Source organism: Mycolicibacterium sp. P4_G11 (assembly GCF_056555145.1).
Genome location: NZ_JBFUJW010000002.1, coordinates 157,272 through 176,166 on the forward strand (window position 1 = coordinate 157,272; position 18,895 = coordinate 176,166).

Sequence of the window (18,895 nt, forward strand, 5' to 3'; positions counted from 1 at the left end):
CAGAATCCGTGCCACAACTGGCCGTTGAGCGTGGACTAAGCCTTCGAGGCGGCCTTCGCGAACAGTCGCAGCAGGACCTGGTTGATGGCCGTCAGCGCCAGCTTCACCGGCGGGAACGACGCGGTCGAGTTCAGCGTGTAGTCGATGCGGGTGCCCGACCCCTCGGAGGTCAGCCGCACCTCACCCGAGTAGCCCGGGAACGGCACGCCGGAGCGGGCCTTGTAGCCGAACACGTTGGGAGCGTCGAAGGTCACGACCTCTTCGACGATCGCCGGAGCCGGTCCGGGCGCCGAGATACGGCGGACGGCGCCGAGGCCGTTCGGCGCCGGGGTGCCGGGCTGATCGATGGTCACGGTGACGCCCGGGCCCCAGTTGGACATGCCCTCGTGGTCGATCAGGGTCGCCCAAACAACGTCGATCGGGCGGGCAACAGTGGTGGTTGCTGTGGATTGCATGGCTCGATCATGCACCACCCCCACCTGCGCCGCCTGGCAGGCTGTCCCCATGCCCGGCCCAATGCCCGAAGTACCGTTCCGCGACGACCACACCGAACTCCTGCGCCGCCGCGCGCTCACCGAGGACGCGGCCCGGCCGGACGCGGTGCAGCGTCGGCATGACGCCGGCGGACGCACGGCCCGGGAGAACGTCCTCGACCTGGTCGACGACGGCAGCTTCGTCGAATACGGGCGCTTTGCGATCGCCGCCCAGCGCGCGCGACGTGAGCTCGACGACCTGATCGCCCGCACCCCTGCCGACGGCCTCGTGGCGGGCACCGCGCACGTCGACGGCCACCCCTGCGCGGTGCTGTCCTACGACTACACAGTGCTGGCCGGCACCCAGGGCGCCCTCGGGCACCTCAAGAAGGACCGGCTGTTCGAACTGATCGAGCGGATGAAGCTGCCCACGGTGTTCTTCGCCGAAGGCGGCGGTGGACGCCCCGGCGACACCGACCCTCCGACGGTGTCGTCACTGGACGTCCGGGCGTTCGCGCTGTGGGCCGGCCTCTCCGGCGTCGTGCCGCGGATCGCCGTGGTGAAGGGCCGCTGTTTTGCGGGCAATGCCGTGATCGCGGGCTGTTCAGATCTGATCGTCGCGACCGAGGACACCTCGATCGGCATGGGTGGCCCGGCGATGATCGCCGGCGGCGGCCTCGGTGACATCGCACCGGACGACGTCGGCCCGATCTCGGTGCAGGCACCGAACGGCGTCGTCGACGTGGTGGTGCCCGACGAGGCCGCTGCGGGCTCGGTGGCCCGGCAACTGCTCGGGTATTTCCGCGGGCCCACCACACCCGGCACAGCGCGCGACCAAAATGCTTTGCGCACAATCATTCCCGAGCGCGCCAGGCGCGCCTACCGGGTCGCGCCGATCATCGAGACGCTCGCCGACGAGGGCTCGGTCACGTTCCTGCGGGAGAAGTTCGCCCCCGAGCTGGTGACCGCGCTGGCCCGCATCGAGGGTCGGCCGGTCGGGGTGTTGGCCAACAACACCATGGTCATGGCGGGGGCCATCACGGCGGCGGCGTCCGACAAGGCGGCCCGCTTCCTGCAGCTCTGCGACGCTTTCGGAATCCCCGTGGTGTCTCTGGTCGACTGTCCGGGCTTCATGGTCGGGCCCGCGGCCGAGGCCGAGGCGCTGGTTCGACGCGGATCGCGGCTGTTGGTCGCCGGCGCGGCACTGCGGGTCCCGCTCATCGCGGTGATCCTCCGTCGCGGTTATGGCCTTGGCGCACAGGCGATGTGCGGTGGCAGCCTGCATGAGCCGCTGCTGACAGTGGCGTGGCCCGGGGCGCATCTCGGGCCGATGGGTCTCGAAGGTGCCGTGCGCCTGGGGCTGCGCAAGGAACTGGAGGCGATCGCGGACGACGACGCCCGTGAGCAGGCGGTGCGGGACGCGACCGCAGCTGCGCAGGCCAACGCCGCCGCGCTCAACTCGGCGTCGATGTTCGAGATCGACGACGTCATCGACCCCGCCGAGACCCGGTCCCTGATCGCCGCGACGCTGGCGACAGCCGCACCGGCGGGGCTACCGCCGCGCCGGGGTTTCGTCGACACCTGGTGAGTTTCGTTGGGACTCAGTCGAGCTGCCGGCCTGCGCCATCATCGCCCTTGACCTGAACCCGATTCGACAGACCTCCAGCAGGCCCGACTTCCTTTGGTGGCCAGCCGTATGCGACCCGCGGTGTTGCGGGGTGGCGGTCTAGTTGGTTGACGGTGTTGGTGGTGGTTCGAATGGTTGGTACCACCACCATTGGGCGCGTTCCCCGGTCGGTCCGGGGCACGGCGGGACATCGGGCGGTGGTGTGGTGGGTGGTCGGGCCAGTGATCCACCACTGAGTTGGTTACCGGCACGGTCGCTGATGGCGAGCCGATCGGCAGGTCCGGAGATCGTGATGCCACCTTGGTGGTGCAACCGGTGGTGGTACGGGCATACCAGCACCAGGTTGTGTAGCTCGGTGACACCGCCATCCTCCCAATGGATGACGTGGTGGGCATGCAAACCCCGGGTGGCCCCACACCCAGGAACGACGCAGCATCGATCGCGATGCTCCAGCGCCCGGCGCAGGCGGCGACTGATGGTGCGGGTCGTGCGCCCCGCGCCGATCGGCTGGCCATGCCGCTCCAACCACACCTCGCAGGTTGCATCACACAGCAGCAGTCGGCGTTCGTCGTCGGTCAGTGCAGGGCCCAAATGCATTGCCGCCATGCGCCGTTCAACATCCAGATGCACCACCACGGTGGTGTGCTGACCGTGCGGGCGGCGCTGCACATCGGCGTCCCAGCCGGCGTCGACCACGCTCATGAACCCGTCCACCTGGTTCGGGAAGGGCGGCGCCTCATCGGACACGGGCTCACCGGTTTCCCCAGCGGCGTGGTCGCGTTTCCAGTCCGCGATCAACGCATCCTGGTGGGATGCGATGGCGGCGTCGAGCTTCGCGGCCTCCAGCTTCGGCAACCGGATCGTGTAAGTCGTGGACCCGTCGTCGTGGGTGGTCTTCTTGATCGACCGCTCAGGTTCGCGCTTCGGCTCGGGATCGGGGCGCGGTTCCAGCTTCACCGCCGTGCGCAGCTGGGTGACCGTGGCGCTGGCCGCGAACTGTGCGTAATGCTCATCAGAACCCTCGGCTGCACCCTCGGCGACCACTCCGACCTGATCCAGCGACAACCGGCCCTCGCGCATCGCTTCGGCGCAGCGCGGGAATTCCTCGAGCCGATGCGCGACCGCCACCATGACCTCCGCATTACGCGGCGACACACCCGCCTTCCACGCCACCAACGCCGGAAGAGACCGCGCACCCGTGGCACCCCACAGCCCATCACGGTCGATCTCGGCGACGATCTCCACCAGTCGTCCATCGATCGCATTGCGCTGCCCAGTCAGCTCACCGATCTCGTCGTGCAGCGCCTCAAGACGCTCACAAGGCGACACCTCAGCAGCGAAAGAGGTTGTGGTGGTGGACATAACACCATCATCGCAGAGGGGTCCGACAAGAATCGGGACACAACAGTCCGTGGCCGCGAGCGATGTCGATCAACAGGCCGAAAGCGAAAGACGACCCTAATCCCGCACACCGCGGTACAGCTGACGGCGCACGATGAACCGTTGCAGCACCCGATCAACCGTCCACGCCGGGAACCGGACCGCATGCCCCCACGGAGTGAACACCTCCAGCCCATCAGGCTGCGGGCCAAGGACCGAACCCCACCGCACGGACGGCGGGCGGTAGCGGCGCAGTTTGCCAGACTTCAACTGAGCCATGATGTTCCGCGCCACCAGCGCCCCACCGCCATTGCGTGCTGACGTCCGCAGCGGATCAGTGGCCGCGACGTCACCGACCGCGAAGACCCCGGGATATCCGGGCACCGTCAGTTCCGGGGTGACGACGACGAAGCCGTCGTCGTCGAGAATCTCCGCCGGTAGCCACGCGGTGTTGGGCCGAACCCGGCCGACGGCCCACAGCACCGCATCAACGTCGGCGTCCGGTTGACCGGTGCTGAATTCGATTGGTCCGGTGGTTATTTCGTCGCGATCCGGGGGCAGGATCGCGCGGTGCCCGAGATACAGCCGGACGCCGAGTTCGGCCAGCCGTTGCGCAACGCGCACCTGGGTTCCGGAGTGGTAGCCCGGAAGTATCTGGGCGCCAGGGAAATACAGGTCGATCACTTTGCCGGGCCAGGTGCGAGCCAGGTTCCCCGCACTGCTCACCGCCGTGGCACCGCCACCCACCACGGCGACGCGCCGGGCACCGGCCAACCGCTCGTGGGTGTCCCGCAGGTCCGCCGCGACGTCGTCGGCTGATTGCAGCGTCGGTCGGCGCCAGAACCCGTTGGTGGTTCCGGTGGAGATGAGCAGCACGTCGAACGGCTCGATGGTCTCGGTGCCGTCCGCAGCCACGACGGTGACCGTGCGGGCGTTCAGATCGGCACCGGTCAAGGCACCGTGCACGACGCGCACCGGATCAAGTCCGCGGAACCGCCCGAAACCGATGAAGTAGTCACGAGCCCAGTCCTGCGGCCGTGACACCCGCATGCCGAGTTCCTGCCCGCTGACCAGCCCGTCTTTGACCGAGATGCCGACGACGTCGGCGTGCCGAGCCAGCCGGACGGCCGCGAGGATGCCGCTGTCCCCCAGCCCGGCGATGACGACACGTTTGCGCACGTCAGGGCAGGATCGAGTCGACGTAGCCACCGTCGGCGCGGACCGCGGCGCCGGTGGTGGCCGAGGACTGCTCCGAGCTGAGGTACACCACCATGTTGGCGATCTCCTCGGGCTCAATCAGCCTGCGTAGCAACGATTGTGGGCGGTACTTGATCATGAATTCGCGCTGCGCCTCGTCCCACGGCAGGTTCTTGTCGACCAGCTGGTACACGAAGTCCTCAACGCCGCCTGTGTGCGTCGGGCCCGCGATCACCGAGTTCACCGTCACGCCGGTGCCCGCCGCGTCCTTGGCAAAACCGCGGGTCACCGCCAGCAGCGCGGTCTTGGACGTGCCGTAGTGGATCATCTCCTCGGGGATGACGATCGCCGAGTCGCTGGCGATCTGGATCATGCGGCCCCAGCCGCGTTCCGTCATCCCCGGCAGGTAGGTGCGGATGAGCCGGACCGCGGACAGCACGTTCACCTCGAAGTACCGCCGCCATTCGTCGTCCGTGATCTCCTGGGCCGGGGTCGACCCGAAGATGCCGAGGTTGTTCACCAGGATGTCGACGTCCGGAAGTTGTTGTGTGAGTTGAGCTACGCCCTCGGCGGTGGTGACGTCCGCGGCGACGCCGACGACATCGGCGAGGCCTTTGCCGGTCAGCTCGGCGACGGCCGCTTGGACTCGTTCCTCGCTGCGTCCGTTCACTGCGACGCGGGCGCCGCTGGCACCCAATCCCTCAGCGATGGCCAGTCCGATGCCCTGGGTAGATCCGGTAACCAGGGCGGTTTTGCCGGTCAGATCAATGTGCACAATCAGCCTCCAATGAATACTCCGGTCACACAACGCTAGCGACCCCGCTGAATAATCCAGGGCATGACCGAACTTTTGGTGCTGCACATCGCCAAGCGCGAGATTCAGGCCGTGTCGCTGGACGGTTCGCGGGTCCGGACGGTGGTCGCCGATGTCGATGAGACGCCCGACGGCATCGTCGTCGACCAGGCCCGGGGCCACATCTACTGGACCAACATGGGCACTCCCGACCCGGACTCCGGACGCGGTGCCTTCTCCACCTTCTTCACGCGCAACGGATCGCTCGAGCGGGTGAATCTGGACGGCTCGGACCGGCGGACCATCGTGCCGCGGGGTGCGTTCACCACGGGCAAGCAGTTGACGGCTGATTTCGGCGCGGGGTTGCTCTACTGGTGCGACCGCGAAGGCATGCAGGTGCTGCGCTGCCGGCTGGACGGTTCCAGTTTGGAGACGCTGGTGGTGGCGGGCACCGACGCGCAGGACGAGCGCAATCACTGCGTGGGTATCGCTGTCGACCCGGCCAATCGCCTGGTCTACTGGACACAGAAGGGCGCGCCCGACGGCGGGCAGGGCCGAATCTTCCGGTGCGGCACCGATATTCCGGTGGGTCGCACGGCCGCTGACCGCGACGACATCGAGCTGCTGTGGCGGGACCTCCCCGAGCCCATCGACCTGGATCTGGACGACTCGGGGCGCCTGGTCTGGACGGACCGCGGCGCCGAACCGGACGGCAACACGCTCAATCGCGGTCAGGTCCAGCCTGCGGTCGGGGCCTACGAAATCCTGGCCCGCGGGTACCAGGAGGCGATCGGTGTGGCCACGGCCGACTACACGACCTACTACGTGAGCGAGCTGCGCTCCGGCGGCATCCGCGTGCTGAACCTGGCCGACGGGACCGACCGCGAGCTGGCGCAGCTGGGCCCCGGTGTCACCGGTGTCGCGCTGGCCGAGCTCTAGCTCGCCTGGATGAACGCGGCGATGCCGCGGGCGACCGCGTTGGCGATGCCCTGCTGACCCTGCTGTGACGACATCAGCGCCGCATCCTGCGGATTCTTCATGTTGCCGCACTCGACCAGGATCGACGGGTACTGAGCGAGGTTCAGGCCGGTCAGGTCGGCTCGGCCGTACAGACCGTTGCTGCCGATGTACGTCGCCGGCGTCATGCCCCCGGCCACAAGTTGATCGCGCATGATCTGCGCAAATCTGACCGAGGGGCCGGCCTGCACCTGGTTGAGCGGAGGCGCGGAGTAATTGACGTGGAATCCGTGGCCGCCGGGGGGACCCCCGTCAGCGTGAATCGACACCACGGCGTTGGGGTGCAAGGCGTTCGCCATCGCCGCCCGCTGGTCCACACACGCGGCCAACGCATTGTCGTTGTCCCTCGACAGACCCACCTGCACTCCGGCATTGATGAGCTCCTGCCGGATGAGCAGCACCACGTTCCAGGCGAAGGTGTGCTCGGGAAAACCTGCGTTGGTGGAGGTGCCACTGGTCTGGCAGTCCTTGGTACCGCCGCGGCCGGTGGGTACCTGTTTGGTGATCGACGCATCGTTGGCCCCGTTGTGACCGGGATCGAGGAACACGATTGCGCCGGCCAGGTTGGTCGCTCTGGCCACCGGAGCGGTGAGCGACGACACCATGGCAGGCATACCGACCAGAACCGGCGCCGCAGCAGCCATTCTCAGCATGCGTCGGCGCGAGATGCAGCCGACGCCCTTACCTGCGTCGTCTCTTTCACACGGACTACTGGTCACTGATTGGATGCTACGGACCGACCCTGGGAACGCCCGCGAGCGCCCAGACACGGTTCCGTCACGAAGCCATAACTTCTTTCCGGTTCGGCGTACGGTCGAGGCGTGGAGACGAATGTCGAGACAACAGGCGTGGGCGCACGTATCAAGGCCATAGCCGGTTGGGCCGCCACCCGCACACACAAGACCAGTCCGTCGCCGCTACTGCCATCGTGGGAGGCCCCGCCGGCGCAGTACGGCGTCGGTGTCCACCACAACGTGGCGGTGCCGATGAGCGACGGCATCGCGCTGCGGGTGGATATCCACTATCCGACCGATCCGGGGACGGGCGAGCCCGCGCCCGGCCCCTTCCCCGTGCTGTTGTCGATGACGCCGTACGGCAAGAAGGCACCGCCGCCGGCCGCCCAGATCGGTGGCGGCGCAACACCGTATCTGATTCGCCGCGGCTACATCGAGGTGATGGCCGACGTGCGGGGCACTGGCGTGTCGGGCGGCTCCTTCGAGATGCTGGGACCCGACCAGGTCCAGGACGGCGTCGATCTGGTCAATTGGGCTGCCTGCCTGCCCAATTCGAACGGCCGCGTCGGCATGTTCGGTATTTCGTATCTGGCCATCAACCAGCTGATGACGGCGGCCGCGGTGGGCCCCGGGTCGCCGCTCAAGGCGATCTTCCCGGCGATGGCCGCCAACGACTTCTATCGCGACGTCGTCACCATGGGCGGCGTCCCGCACATGCGTACGGTCCGCGCCTACGGCGCCACCTACTCGCTGCTGAACGTGATCAACCCGGCACTGGAGTTCGCACACCGCGGCGACCATGAAAGGCCCAGGGCCGGCGGCATTTCCGCTGTGCGGCAGCGGGGCCGCGACCAGCGCGGCTACTTCAAGAACTTGATCAAGGACGCGGTCGCCGGCGGCGACACCGCATTCGACGGAGCCTTCTGGGACACCATGCGCCCGGCGGATGTGGTGCCGAAGATCGCCGAGAACGGTGTCGCGGTCTTTCTGGTGGCCGGGTGGCACGACGCGTTCCAACGCGGTGCGCCGCTGAACTACGCCGCACTGCAGAACACCTTCGCCGGCCGTCCCGCCGACGCTGCCATGACTGCCGACCAACCTGTCTCCGACAAGTTCCAGCTGATGGCCGGCCCGTGGTATCACGTCTCAGATCTCGACGGCCAGCATCTGCAGGCCTTGCAGCTGCGCTGGTTCGAACATTGGCTCAAAGACGACGACACCGCGGCCGTCGCGGGCGATCCGGTGCGGTTCCGGGCCATCGGGAGCTCAAAGTGGTTCCGCACCAACGCCTATCCGTTCCCGGAAGCAAAACCGACCCGGCTTTACCTCGGTCTGGGCGGCGGCCTGCATGCCACCCCGTCGACCGACGAGTCGACCGCCACGCTCCAATACCTCTCTCGCGGACCGGTTTCCGGGCGCAGCCTGGAGCAGTGGAGCCTCGGCATGGGCAGTTTCATGGTCTCGCAGACGGGCCGGAGCGTCCGCTACGACCAGGACAACACCCGGCTGCAGCGCCAGGCCCTGACCTACACCAGCGAGGCGTTCGACACCGAACAACTGCTGGCCGGGCCGGTCGGGTTGACGATCTTCGCCACTGCAGATCGAACCGAAACCCTGTGGGTCGCACACCTCGACGACCTCTCTCCGGAAGGCGTCAGCCGGCCGCTGACGCAAGGGGCGCTCCTCGGTTCGCACCGCGCCCTCGACCCCGAGGCCAGCTGGCTGCTGCCCGACGGCACCGTGCTCCGGCCACAGCACATCAGCACCAAGGCGGCGGCCGAGCCCGTCGTGCCCGGTGAGCTGACCCGCTACGACATCGAGGTCTTCCCCACCGCGGCAATCATCGCCCCGGGCCACCGACTACGGCTGACCATCACCACCTACGACTTCCCACATCTCGTGCCGACGCGTCCGCAGCGGGCAGCGCTGGCCGGCGGGGTCTACCGGATCTCGCAAGGCGGCGTCCACGCCTCGCACCTGGTGGTGCCCCTGGCCGATCCGGCAACCATGGAGCAGCCCTAGCTGAGGAAGCGCTGAGTGTAGGGCGCGAAGCGGGCCAACAGGTCATCCGGGTCGAGCCCGAACATCTCGCAGGAGGTCTCGACCCGGCCCAGCCGGCCGCGCTGATGAACGGCCAGGTAGTCCGCCATCTTGCTGCGTTCGACCTCCGAAAGTTGTTCCTCCGCAAGGGCGAAGACGCTTTCTGCGGCGCCGAGATCGTCGGCCATGAAATCGTCGAAGCGGATGTCGATGGACCGGTCCCGGCCGATGATCTCCCGGTTACGGACCAGCCCGGCGAGCATGTGCTCCAGCCGCTGCACCCAGTAGGCCGCGATGTGTTCGACCGGAACCGGGCTGCGGTGCATGCGCGCCGAGTAGGTGATCATCGCGAGCATCGACAGCACCACCGGAACCGGATCGCGATGCGTGAAAATGCCGACCACACCGGGCAATTCGGCATTGAGGACAGGTAGTTGTTCGAGATGCTGCGGCGACTTGAGCAACCAGCGCCGGCCGCCGCGCAGGAACTGCAAGGCCTTCAGCTGGGTCACCATGTGCCGGTAGTGCGGCGTCTGGTCGTGGGATTCGTAGTAGTCACGCCACGCGGGGACGTCCGCCAAGGTCTCGAAGTACATCGTCGAAAAATCGTTGGCCAGCAACTGGATTTCCTCGTGCACGTGATCGGTGGTCATCTCGTGCATAAGAGGGAAATGCGGCATCACGATGTTCATCACATTGATCGCGACGTCCATCCGGGTGCGACGCGGGTCCGGCTCGATGTGCGCCTCGGAGGCCAGCGGGAACGGCTCCATCGACTCCCAATATGGCAGAGTCCGGAAGGTCCCGGAGGCAGCCAGCAGGTTGTGTAGGTGCGTGGTACCGGTACGCGGCAACCCGACGATCACGACCGGGGGCAGCAGGTCGATGTCGTGAATCTCGGGGTGGCGCTTCAACAGATCGGTCAGCAGCAGCCGGTTCTTCAGCAGCTGCAGTAGTTGACCGTAGAAGTTCACGGTCCCAGGGCCGTTGAAGCCGTCGATGTCCCGCAGCGCGCCAAGCAGCACATCGAGGCGCTCCCGATAGTCGGCAGGCCCGAAATCATCGAGGCCGGTGTCGGCACTTGCCTTGGCGTGCAGCGCGGCCGCGTCGAGCGGACAGTCCGCCGCCATCATCGTCATCATGTCCCGGAACTGTTGAGCCTCGGCCGTGAAAGTGGGTTCGGCCAGGTCATCGAGCCGGACTACATCTGTGGTGTCAGTCACACGAGTTATGTTACTATGAGTTTCGTAATGATGAAAGAACTTGGACGGCCCCGTGATTCACGCATCGACAATGCGGTGCTCACCGCCACGGCAGAGCTGCTCGGCGAAGTCGGCTATGCCCCGCTGTCGGTGGACGCCATCGCCAAGCAGGCCGGCACCAGCAAGCCGGCGATCTACCGGCGCTGGCCCAGCAAGGCGCATCTCGTCCACGAGGCCGTGTTCCCAGCCGGCATCGCCACAGAGCTGCCGGACACCGGCTCCCTCGCGGGCGACGTTCGCGCGATGGTCCGTGGCACCGTGGCAGTGCTGAGCACGCCCGCGGCCCGCGCCGCGCTGCCTGGACTGCTCGGCGAAATGACTGCCGATGCCACCCTGCACAGCGCTCTACTGGAACGGTTCGCTGAAGCATTGGGCCCCGAACTGCATGCTCGCCTCGACGCCGCCGCAGCGCGCGGCGAACTCCGCGCGGACGTCACCTCCGCCGACCTGACCGAAGTCATCACCGGCATCGCACTGCTCGCCGCACTCACGCGCAGCGCTGCCCCCGATGACGACTGGATCGACCGCAACACCACACTAATTCTGAAAGGTATTGGCGCATGACCGAATCCGCTGCCGCTTGGCGGGAACTCCTCGACACTCTTCGCGAGCTCGACACCTCCTTCCTCGAGGGTCCGCGTGCCGTCACCGACGACCGACAGGTGGCCGACGGCTACCGGATGCTCGCGACCGGACTCGGCGTGGCGCTCGACTGCTACCTGTATCCCGAGCCCGGCCGGCCACAGTTCATCGTCGTCAATTCACCGTTCCGGCATGACCGTCGCTGGGGCGGCGACAACACCGACGCGCACTACTACATGTGCCCAATCGACCCGCAGGGCCGCTACCGGATCAGCGGCAACAAGGGTGACAGCGTCTATCTGTCACTGACCGCGTACAACGAACCCTCCCCTGGCGCCTGGTCCAACCGCGTGGTGGCGATAATCCGGGACGACGACATGGATTTCGACGACGAGGGCAACTTCTCTTTCGAGATCGGCCCGCTGCCCGACGCCGCAGTCTTCTTCACCCGCGACTATCAGGCGGACCCTGACACCGGCCGAGCGGCCACTTGGAGCATTGAGGCACTCGACGCGCCTGAGCCGTTGCGGCACAACGATGTTGCCACCGCGGCCGCGCTACGGGCCAGCGTCAACTGGCTCCGAACACTGTTCGCGATCATGCCCATGCCGGTGGGCACCCGGCCAGACGAGACTTCCCTGGGCCACTCTGTCGCCCACTTGGCCAATGAATTCGCCGCGCCCTACCAGGTGCCGGATGCCAACTTCGGCTGGTCTGCGCGCGATGCCTGCTATTCGTACGGCAGCTTCGTGCTCGCCGAGGACGAAGCTCTCGTCATCACCCACCGCCCGCCGGCGTGCCGGTTCTGGAACCTGGTGGTGTGGAACCAGTTCATGGCCAACCCGGGTGTCCGCGACGCCCGCAGCTCGGTCAACGGGTACAGCGCGGTGCCGAATTCAGATGGCACGGTGACGGTAGTCCTGTCGGGCGGTACCACCGCGCACCCGAATTCATTGACCACACTGGGCTATCCGCAGGGCATTCTGGCATTCCGGTGGTTCCTGACCGATCAGGTGCCGGACCGGCCCGAAGTGCAGCTGGTCAAGATCGCGGACGCCCCGACCTCGCCGTCCTGAGTGATTTGTGCACGATTTTCCGCGCCGACCGCGGTGTGGTGTCTCGGGACATCGCTGACACTTATGTCTCGGGACATCGCTGACAGTCAGTGTGCGGGTTTGGGTGCGCGGGTGCGGTAGGTTCGCGTGGTTTTGTCGCCGGGCTGGTAGCGGCGGGTTGGGTCGGCGGTGAGTTCGCGGATCAAGGTGGTGCCGCTGAAGATGGCGATGTGGTCGCCGTCGCGGATGCAGTCGCATTGGTGCCCAGCCCAATACCGGCCGACGTTGATGACGTAGGGCGGCACGAACACCCTTCCGGTTGTGTCGTTGACGGTGCCGGTGGTGACAAACACGGGGGCCGGCAAGGGCCGGTCGGCGGGGCGGGCGCGTTCGGTGGCGGCGAAAACCTCTGCGGGAGTGGCTCCGCCGAGCGCTCGGTGTGGTCGCTGACGGTTGTAGAAGTTCCGGAACTCCTCAAGCAGATCGCCTAAATCAGCGACCGTGTCCGGGGTGGGGTGCGCGCGGAGCCACTTTTTGAGGGTCTGCCAGAACCGCTCGATCTTGCCGCACGTCTGCGGGTGATAGGGGGTGGAGTTGATCGTTTTCACCCCCAGGGCCCGCAGGTTCGCCTCGAACGCCGTTTCAAACCCGAGCCACCGCCCGGTGTACATCAATCCGTTGTCCGACAACGACATTGCGGGAATCCCGCACTCGCCGATACCGGCCAGCATCACCGACCACACCAACTCACCGGTGCCGGGCCCGGCCGCGGCGGCCAACCCGACCAGGTAGCGAGAATGATCATCGACAGACCCGGCGATGGCCACCGCCGTGCCGTCGGCCAAGGCCCATTCGGTCCAGTCCGATTGCCAGCACCCGTTCGGGCGATCGAAGACAAACCGCTTGGTCGCCGACTTGGGCCGTTTACGCGGCTGCGGGGTGATCGCACCATGGCGAGCCAAGATCCGCCAGATCGTGGCCGGTGCAGGCACATCAGCATGGCCCTCACGCCGTAGCGTCCAGTGGATCGAGTGCGCGCCGTGATCCCGGCCGGCCTCCAGCAGCTCTTTGCGGCGTCGCAGCACCAGCTCCTCGACCACCGCTGTGGTCTGTCCAGGACAGGACACCGGTCGTCGTGACCGCTGTTCGAGTCCGGCCAGCCCCAGCTGGCCGAACCGCTTGCGCCACTTGCAGAACGTCTGCCGACTGATCTGCTGATCCCGGCAGAACGCCGCCACATTTTCGATCTGCCCGGCCAACGCCGTCGCGGCACGAATATCCATCGCCGTCACCTTCTGGGCCATGAACCACGATGGGTCCACAAACTCACTCAGGTGTCAGCGATGTCCCGAGACATCCATGTGTCAGCGATGTCCCGAAACAGAACACCGCGCCGACCGCGGAAAATCGTGCACAAATCACGGGACGACGGCGTCGATCGCCCGGTAAATCCGCTGCTCGCTGACCGGCCGCGGGGTGCCCAACTGCTGGGCCCAGAGGCTGACGCGCAGTTCCTCGATCTGCCGGGCGATGTCGCGGACGTCGTCGCCCTGGCAGCGCAGGGGTGAAAGTGCCCGCCGCAGTTCGTCGTACGCGTCTTCGACGGCATACACCCGATCCATCCGTTCGCGGTCCGCGGCCGGAGCCTGGGGCAATCGCTCGAGCCGCCGGCCGACCGCGGTCAGGTACCGGGTCAGATCGGCGAGGTGCGTGACACCCGTAGCCGCAACGAATCCCACAGGCAACAGCCGAGCCAGCTGCGCCCGAATGTCCGCGACCGCGTCGGCCTGGAGGGCAGATGGCTTGTCGGGCAAGGCAACCTGTGCCGCATGCGCGGCGGTCAGCACCCGCTCGACGCGGCCGACGACGTCGAGCGTCGTCGGGACCAACTTGGCTGCGACCGCGTCGCGTAGCGACGCGAATTCAGCGGCAGTCCAGACCGGTTTGGGCGCCAACACCCGCATCGCGGCGTCAGCACAATCCTCCAGTAGCGCGGCCAGGCTACCGTCTGGATTGCTGGCGAGCGACAGTCGGGTACGAGGATTCAGTCCACGCTCAGCGGCTTTGACCGGTGACGGTGCGGCGAGCCGCAGCAGCCGTCGCAGCCCCGGCCCCATGGCCGCGGCCTGTTCGGCCACCGTCGGGAACACCCGGATGTCCACGGCCGCACCGGTATCCACGAATGCCGGGAATCCGCGCACCGTGTGGCCAGCGGCCGAGCTCTCCACTGTCCGAGGCAATTCGGCGAGGTCTTCAGGCCAGGATTTCAAACCGGTCCGCTGCAGATCGCCCGCGACGGCACCGGCAACCGCCTGCCGCACCGAGCCGGCCAGCTTGTCGTGGAGCGCGCCCAGGTCCTTGCCGCGCGCCACCTCGGTGCCGTCTTTCTCGACAGCGAACGTGACCCGCAGATGATCGGGAATCTTGCTCAGATCGAAAGCGTCGATCGGCACCAGAATGCCACTGCGCCTGCGCAGTTCACGCTGCAATTCCTCGAGTAGCGAGCCGTCGCCGGGGTTCAGGTCCGGCAGTACCGCCCGTGCGGTGTCGGGCGCCGGCACGAAGTTGCGCCGCAGATCCTTGGGCAGCGACTTGATCAGCGCCGACACCAACTCCTCACGCAGCGCGGGCACCTGCCAGGCAAAACCATCGCCCCCGAGCCTGGCCAGCACCTCGACCGGGACATGCACCGTCACACCGTCATCAGCAGCCCCCGGCTCGAACCGATAGCTCAGCGGCAGCGCCAAGTCGCCCGTCTGCCAGGTATCGGGCTGATCGGCATCGGTGTCCGAGCGGAGCAGGTCGCTGCGTGTCATGGTCAGCAGGTCCGGCGTCACATGCCGCTGCTTCTTCCACCAGGCATCGAAATGCCGCGCCGACACGGCATTTTCGGGCACGCGTTGGTCATAGAAGGCGTAGACCTCGTCGTCGCCCGCCAGCAGATCACGGCGGCGGGCGCGTTCCTCCAGCTCCTCCAGTTCGGCACGCAACTGCGTGTTGTCCCGGAAGAAATGGTGCCGCGTCTGCCAGTCCCCCTCGACCAGCGCGTGCCGGATGAACAGCTCGCGCGCGACCACCGGGTCCACCTGCGCATATCCAACCCGCCTGCGCGGCACCAACGGCAGCCCGTAGAGCGTCACCCGTTCGAACGCCATGACGGCACCGCGGCGGGCATCCCAGTGCGGCTCACTGAAGGTGCGCTGCACCAGATCTCCGGCGACCCGCTCGACAGTCTCGGGTTCGATACGAGCCGCGATACGGCCGAACAGTCGGCTGGTTTCCACCAGGTCCGCGACGACGATCCAGCGCGGCGGCTTCTTGGTCAGCACCGAGCCCGGTGCCAACACGAACCGGGAATTGCGGGCCCCCTGGTAATCCCGCGTCTCGCCTTCCCGCAGTCCGACATGCGACAGCAGGCCGGCGGTCAGCGCGGTGTGTACTTGCGCCGGGTCCGCATCGTCACCAGACTCCCGAATGCCGAGATCGCCGGCGATGCTGCGCAATTGGCCGACCAGGTCCTGCCATTCGCGAATCCGCAGATAGTGCAGGAACTCGTCGCGGCACATCCGGCGGAACGCACTGCCGGACAACTGGTTCCGCTGCTCGCGCAGGTAGTTCCACAGGTTCAGGTAGGACACGAAGTCCGAATGCTCATCGGCGAAGCGGGCGTGCTTCTGCCGGGCCGCTTCTTCCCGGTCCGACGGCCGTTCCCGCGGGTCCGGAATCGACAGCGCGGCAGCCAGGATCAGCACCTCGCGCACGCAGCCTTCGGTGTCGGCCTGCAGGATCATCCGGCCGACCCGCGGGTCCAACGGCAGCCGGGCCAGCCGGCGTCCCACGTCGGTGATGGCACCCTTCGCGTCGAAAGCGCCCAATTCCTGCAGCAATTGGATGCCGTCGCGGATGCTGCGCGCGTCCGGTGGATCGAGGAACGGGAAGGCCTCGATATCGCCCAGTCCAAGGGCCGCCATCTGCAGGATGACCGCACCCAGGTTGGTGCGCAGGATTTCCGGATCGGTGTACCGGGGCCGCGACTCGAAGTCGTCCTCCGAATACAGGCGGATACACACACCGGGTGCCGTACGGCCGGACCGGCCGGACCGCTGGGCGGCCGAGGCCTGTGAGATCGGTTCGATCGGCAGCCGCTGCACCTTGGTGCGCCGGCTGTAGCGCGAGATGCGGGCGGTGCCCGGGTCGACCACGTACCGGATGCCCGGGACAGTCAGTGACGTCTCGGCGACGTTGGTGGCCAACACAATCCGGCGCGGGCCACCCGGCTTGGCGTTGAAGACCTTCTGCTGGTCCGCCGTGGGCAGCCGGGCGTACAGCGGCAGGATCTCCGTCGGGAAGACGTCGCCGGATAGCGCGTCGCGCAATGCCTCTGCGGTATCCCGGATTTCGCGTTCGCCGGATAGGAACACCAGTACGTCGCCGGCCGGTTCGGATTCCAGTTCGCGCACCGCGTCGACGATCGCCTCGGTCTGGTCGCGTGTCTCGGTACGGACGATCTCGTGGTCCGGATCGTCGGGATCGTCACTGTCGTCAGCAGCGACGGGAACTTCCAGTGGCCGATAACGGATTTCGACCGGGTAGGTGCGGCCCGAGACCTCGACAATGGGCGCATCGAAGAAGTGCTTGGCGAAGCGCTCCGGCTCGATGGTCGCGGACGTCACGATGACCTTGAGATCGGGGCGGCGCAGCAGCAACTCGCGCAGATACCCGAGCAGGAAGTCGATGTTGAGGCTGCGTTCGTGGGCCTCGTCGAGGATCAGGGTGTCGTACCGGAGCAGCCGCCGGTCCCTCTGAATCTCGGCGAGCAGAATGCCGTCGGTCATCAGCTTGACCAGGGTGGAGTCGCTGGCCTGGTCGGTGAACCGCACCGTGTAGCCGATGGCACCACCGAGCGCGGTGCCGGTTTCGTCGGCAATGCGCTGCGCCACGGTGCGGGCCGCCAGCCGGCGCGGCTGGGTGTGCCCGATGGTGCCGCGGATGCCGCGGCCGAGTTCCAGGCAGATCTTGGGCAGCTGTGTCGTCTTGCCCGATCCGGTCTCGCCGGCGACGATCACCACTTGGTTCTCGGTGATGGCCTTGGCTATTTCAGCGCGCCGGTCGGTGACCGGCAGGTCCGGGTACGTGATGGCAGGCACCGCCGCGAGACGGCTGGCGATGACGCCCTCCGCCGCGGCGATCTGTTCGGCGATCTTCTCGGGGGTGTCGCCCCGCAGATTCTTCAGCTGACGATCGAGCCGCGCGGCGTCACGGATGGTCAGCCCATCGAGACGATCACGCAGATCGCGCAGCTGAAGGTCGGACACCAGTCCCAGGATAGGTGGTGACCTGCAGCACGGTCGGTTGGCTTCAGAGATCGAGGACCCTGGCACTCTTCGAATTCGCAGCGGCACCCGCTGTCATGCAACACGGCTGACGTGCGCGGCCGATTCTCCGATCGTTGTCGCGCTGTCGCCGATCATGGTGCGTAGCAACGCTTCTTGCTCGCGTTGCCCACGCACGTCAGCGCGGGCCATTGCACCGGGCAGGGTCAGGGCGGCCGCACTGAGAGCCAGGTTTATCGGGATGCGCACTACCGGGTACCACGGCAGTACGTAGGTCAGGCCCAGGTTCCGCATCGCGCGCGGTCCCAGGAAGGCACTGGTGACAGACAGGTGCTGGACCTTTGCGATGCGGCGACGCAAGCCCGGTAGGACGCGGTAGTGCCAGGCCAGCGGATCCTCAGCCATCGGCATCGCCAACTGCTTCGTTGATTCGTCGGGCTCGGCCAATGCGGTGAGCGTGTGATACAGAATCCGAACGCCGTCACGGAAGCTGCGAGGCAGCCACTCATCCTGCACGCCGATCAACCACCCGACATACCGGGTCAGGTGCGCAAGACCGTCGAGTTCAGCCGGCGAGAACACAAATCCCATGCCGATGGATGCGGCAGGCGGCGCAATGAGTGCGCCGACCAGGGTGGCGGCCATGTCGGTCTGGTTGACCGGCATACCCCATTCGTCGGCTCGCCAGTCCGGCATCGCCGCGACATGGCGGCGCACGAACCCGTGGATCAGCCGCACTCGGACCGTGGACCGGTAACCCACCCCGAGCGGTTCCAGGCCATCTTCGGCGATGACATCCAGGGCCCACTGCATGGTCTCGGCAAAACGCTTGTTGGACCCCTTCTCCAAAGCACCGGTGCGCAGCAGCGTCTTGTTGAAGCCGGAGAACTGATAGCCGCCCAGCAGTGACACATCGCGCGCGATGTACATCCCATCAGCGCCGCCTCGGCGCAAGGTCCGCGCACCGATACGCAACTTGTCGCGGTCGACCCAGTCCGGCGTGTCCTCGATCTGAGTGAAGAACTCCCGCAACGGTTCCGGCGCATCGGGCACGTTGGTGATGCCCTCGGCCAGGGCCAGATCAAACAGGGTCCGGGCCTGCTGTGTCCCGGTGGTCACCATCCACTCGACGAGGCGATCCGCCGGCTCGTCGCCGACCGTGAGCCGCTGACCGAGCCGCTCCCACTGCTCGGCGTTGGGGTTGCCAATACCCAGCAGCAGCACGAGCGTCCGCACCAAAGCCGGGACATCGCGGGGCTGCTCAGGATGCCGAGCAGGAACAGAACGCCGTTGTTCTTGAGTCGATGGGGCCATGATCAAAATGCTGACACGAGCATTTACTCGCATACAATTCGCGTCGTGATGGCCCAATGAGCAGCACCTCGGGGGTTCCGCGACGCAC

At 66.9% G+C, this 18,895-nt stretch carries 14 protein-coding genes; 5 read left to right on the forward strand and 9 right to left on the reverse strand.

Going from position 1 to position 18,895, the window contains the following annotated elements; genetic code table 11:
• Positions 1-35: 35 nt before the first annotated feature.
• On the reverse strand, positions 36-455 hold the full coding sequence (locus AC1U2B_RS04595; RefSeq protein ID WP_418004268.1) for an SRPBCC family protein: 420 nt from the start codon (positions 453-455) through the stop codon (positions 36-38).
• Positions 456-516: 61 nt separating this feature from the next.
• Between AC1U2B_RS04595 and AC1U2B_RS04600 the strand changes: the two genes are divergently transcribed.
• Entirely contained in the window at positions 517-2,061 is a 1,545-nt protein-coding gene (locus AC1U2B_RS04600) for an acyl-CoA carboxylase subunit beta (protein WP_480216059.1), read from the forward strand.
• A gap of 138 nt (positions 2,062-2,199) precedes the next feature.
• Here the strand turns inward: AC1U2B_RS04600 and AC1U2B_RS04605 are convergent, their stop codons facing one another.
• From AC1U2B_RS04605 to AC1U2B_RS04615, 3 genes are all read right to left on the reverse strand, one after another.
• On the reverse strand, positions 2,200-3,462 hold the full coding sequence (locus AC1U2B_RS04605; protein WP_480215858.1) for an HNH endonuclease signature motif containing protein: 1,263 nt from the start codon (positions 3,460-3,462) through the stop codon (positions 2,200-2,202).
• A 96-nt stretch (positions 3,463-3,558) separates the two neighbouring features.
• The gene (locus AC1U2B_RS04610) at positions 3,559-4,659 is read right to left on the reverse strand and encodes an FAD-dependent oxidoreductase (protein ID WP_480215859.1); all 1,101 of its coding nucleotides are present in this window, start codon (positions 4,657-4,659) and stop codon (positions 3,559-3,561) included.
• Between the two features lies 1 nt (position 4,660).
• A complete protein-coding gene (locus tag AC1U2B_RS04615) occupies positions 4,661-5,452 on the reverse strand; it encodes an SDR family NAD(P)-dependent oxidoreductase (RefSeq protein WP_260935174.1) in 792 nt (263 codons plus the stop codon).
• Positions 5,453-5,515: 63 nt separating this feature from the next.
• Between AC1U2B_RS04615 and AC1U2B_RS04620 the strand changes: the two genes are divergently transcribed.
• Positions 5,516-6,409: a hypothetical protein gene (locus tag AC1U2B_RS04620; RefSeq protein WP_480215860.1), complete on the forward strand. Its 894-nt coding sequence runs from the start codon at positions 5,516-5,518 to the stop codon at positions 6,407-6,409.
• Here AC1U2B_RS04620 and AC1U2B_RS04625 read toward each other — a convergent pair.
• On the reverse strand, positions 6,406-7,140 hold the full coding sequence (locus tag AC1U2B_RS04625; protein ID WP_480216060.1) for an Rv3717 family N-acetylmuramoyl-L-alanine amidase: 735 nt from the start codon (positions 7,138-7,140) through the stop codon (positions 6,406-6,408). The two genes, AC1U2B_RS04620 and AC1U2B_RS04625, sit on opposite strands and share 4 nt — an antisense overlap.
• 333 nt (positions 7,141-7,473) lie before the next feature.
• On the opposite strand from AC1U2B_RS04625, the gene AC1U2B_RS04630 reads away from it, so the two are divergent.
• Positions 7,474-9,243 (forward strand): CocE/NonD family hydrolase, encoded by a 1,770-nt coding sequence (locus tag AC1U2B_RS04630; protein ID WP_480216061.1) that lies wholly within the window; start codon positions 7,474-7,476, stop codon positions 9,241-9,243.
• Here the strand turns inward: AC1U2B_RS04630 and AC1U2B_RS04635 are convergent.
• Complete coding sequence (locus tag AC1U2B_RS04635; protein WP_480216062.1) at positions 9,240-10,403, reverse strand: sulfotransferase family protein; 1,164 nt, start codon at positions 10,401-10,403, stop codon at positions 9,240-9,242. The genes AC1U2B_RS04630 and AC1U2B_RS04635 overlap by 4 nt on opposite strands.
• A 108-nt stretch (positions 10,404-10,511) precedes the next feature.
• Between AC1U2B_RS04635 and AC1U2B_RS04640 the strand changes: the two genes are divergently transcribed.
• Together AC1U2B_RS04640 and AC1U2B_RS04645 are read left to right on the forward strand one after the other, a co-directional pair.
• Positions 10,512-11,087 (forward strand): TetR/AcrR family transcriptional regulator, encoded by a 576-nt coding sequence (locus tag AC1U2B_RS04640; protein ID WP_480215861.1) that lies wholly within the window; start codon positions 10,512-10,514, stop codon positions 11,085-11,087.
• Positions 11,084-12,181 (forward strand): DUF1214 domain-containing protein, encoded by a 1,098-nt coding sequence (locus tag AC1U2B_RS04645; RefSeq protein WP_480215862.1) that lies wholly within the window; start codon positions 11,084-11,086, stop codon positions 12,179-12,181. The genes AC1U2B_RS04640 and AC1U2B_RS04645 overlap by 4 nt, the downstream gene beginning before the upstream one ends.
• Positions 12,182-12,267: 86 nt before the next feature.
• On the opposite strand, the gene AC1U2B_RS04650 is transcribed toward AC1U2B_RS04645, so the two are convergent.
• From AC1U2B_RS04650 to AC1U2B_RS04660, 3 genes are all read right to left on the reverse strand, one after another.
• Positions 12,268-13,464: an integrase core domain-containing protein gene (locus tag AC1U2B_RS04650; RefSeq protein WP_480216063.1), complete on the reverse strand. Its 1,197-nt coding sequence runs from the start codon at positions 13,462-13,464 to the stop codon at positions 12,268-12,270.
• Between the two features lie 114 nt (positions 13,465-13,578).
• The gene (gene hrpA, locus AC1U2B_RS04655; RefSeq protein WP_480215863.1) at positions 13,579-17,475 is read right to left on the reverse strand and encodes an ATP-dependent RNA helicase HrpA; all 3,897 of its coding nucleotides are present in this window, start codon (positions 17,473-17,475) and stop codon (positions 13,579-13,581) included.
• A 93-nt stretch (positions 17,476-17,568) separates the two neighbouring features.
• Positions 17,569-18,807, reverse strand: a complete 1,239-nt coding sequence (locus AC1U2B_RS04660; RefSeq protein ID WP_480215864.1) for an oxygenase MpaB family protein — start codon at positions 18,805-18,807, stop codon at positions 17,569-17,571.
• Between the last annotated feature and the right edge of the window lie 88 nt (positions 18,808-18,895).

Bases quoted from the DNA above. Each gene is read 5' to 3' on its own strand.
- AC1U2B_RS04595 (WP_418004268.1), bottom strand. From the start codon at position 455: ATGCAATCCACAGCAACCACCACTGTTGCCCGCCCGATCGACGTTGTT.
- AC1U2B_RS04600 (WP_480216059.1), top strand. From the start codon at position 517: ATGCCCGAAGTACCGTTCCGCGACGACCACACCGAACTCCTGCGCCGC.
- AC1U2B_RS04605 (WP_480215858.1), bottom strand. From the start codon at position 3,462: ATGTCCACCACCACAACCTCTTTCGCTGCTGAGGTGTCGCCTTGTGAG.
- AC1U2B_RS04620 (WP_480215860.1), top strand. From the start codon at position 5,516: ATGACCGAACTTTTGGTGCTGCACATCGCCAAGCGCGAGATTCAGGCC.
- AC1U2B_RS04625 (WP_480216060.1), bottom strand. From the start codon at position 7,140: ATGCTGAGAATGGCTGCTGCGGCGCCGGTTCTGGTCGGTATGCCTGCC.
- AC1U2B_RS04630 (WP_480216061.1), top strand. From the start codon at position 7,474: ATGAGCGACGGCATCGCGCTGCGGGTGGATATCCACTATCCGACCGAT.
- AC1U2B_RS04635 (WP_480216062.1), bottom strand. From the start codon at position 10,403: ATGATGACGATGATGGCGGCGGACTGTCCGCTCGACGCGGCCGCGCTG.
- AC1U2B_RS04640 (WP_480215861.1), top strand. From the start codon at position 10,512: ATGATGAAAGAACTTGGACGGCCCCGTGATTCACGCATCGACAATGCG.
- AC1U2B_RS04645 (WP_480215862.1), top strand. From the start codon at position 11,084: ATGACCGAATCCGCTGCCGCTTGGCGGGAACTCCTCGACACTCTTCGC.
- AC1U2B_RS04650 (WP_480216063.1), bottom strand. From the start codon at position 13,464: ATGGCCCAGAAGGTGACGGCGATGGATATTCGTGCCGCGACGGCGTTG.
- AC1U2B_RS04660 (WP_480215864.1), bottom strand. From the start codon at position 18,807: ATGGCCCCATCGACTCAAGAACAACGGCGTTCTGTTCCTGCTCGGCAT.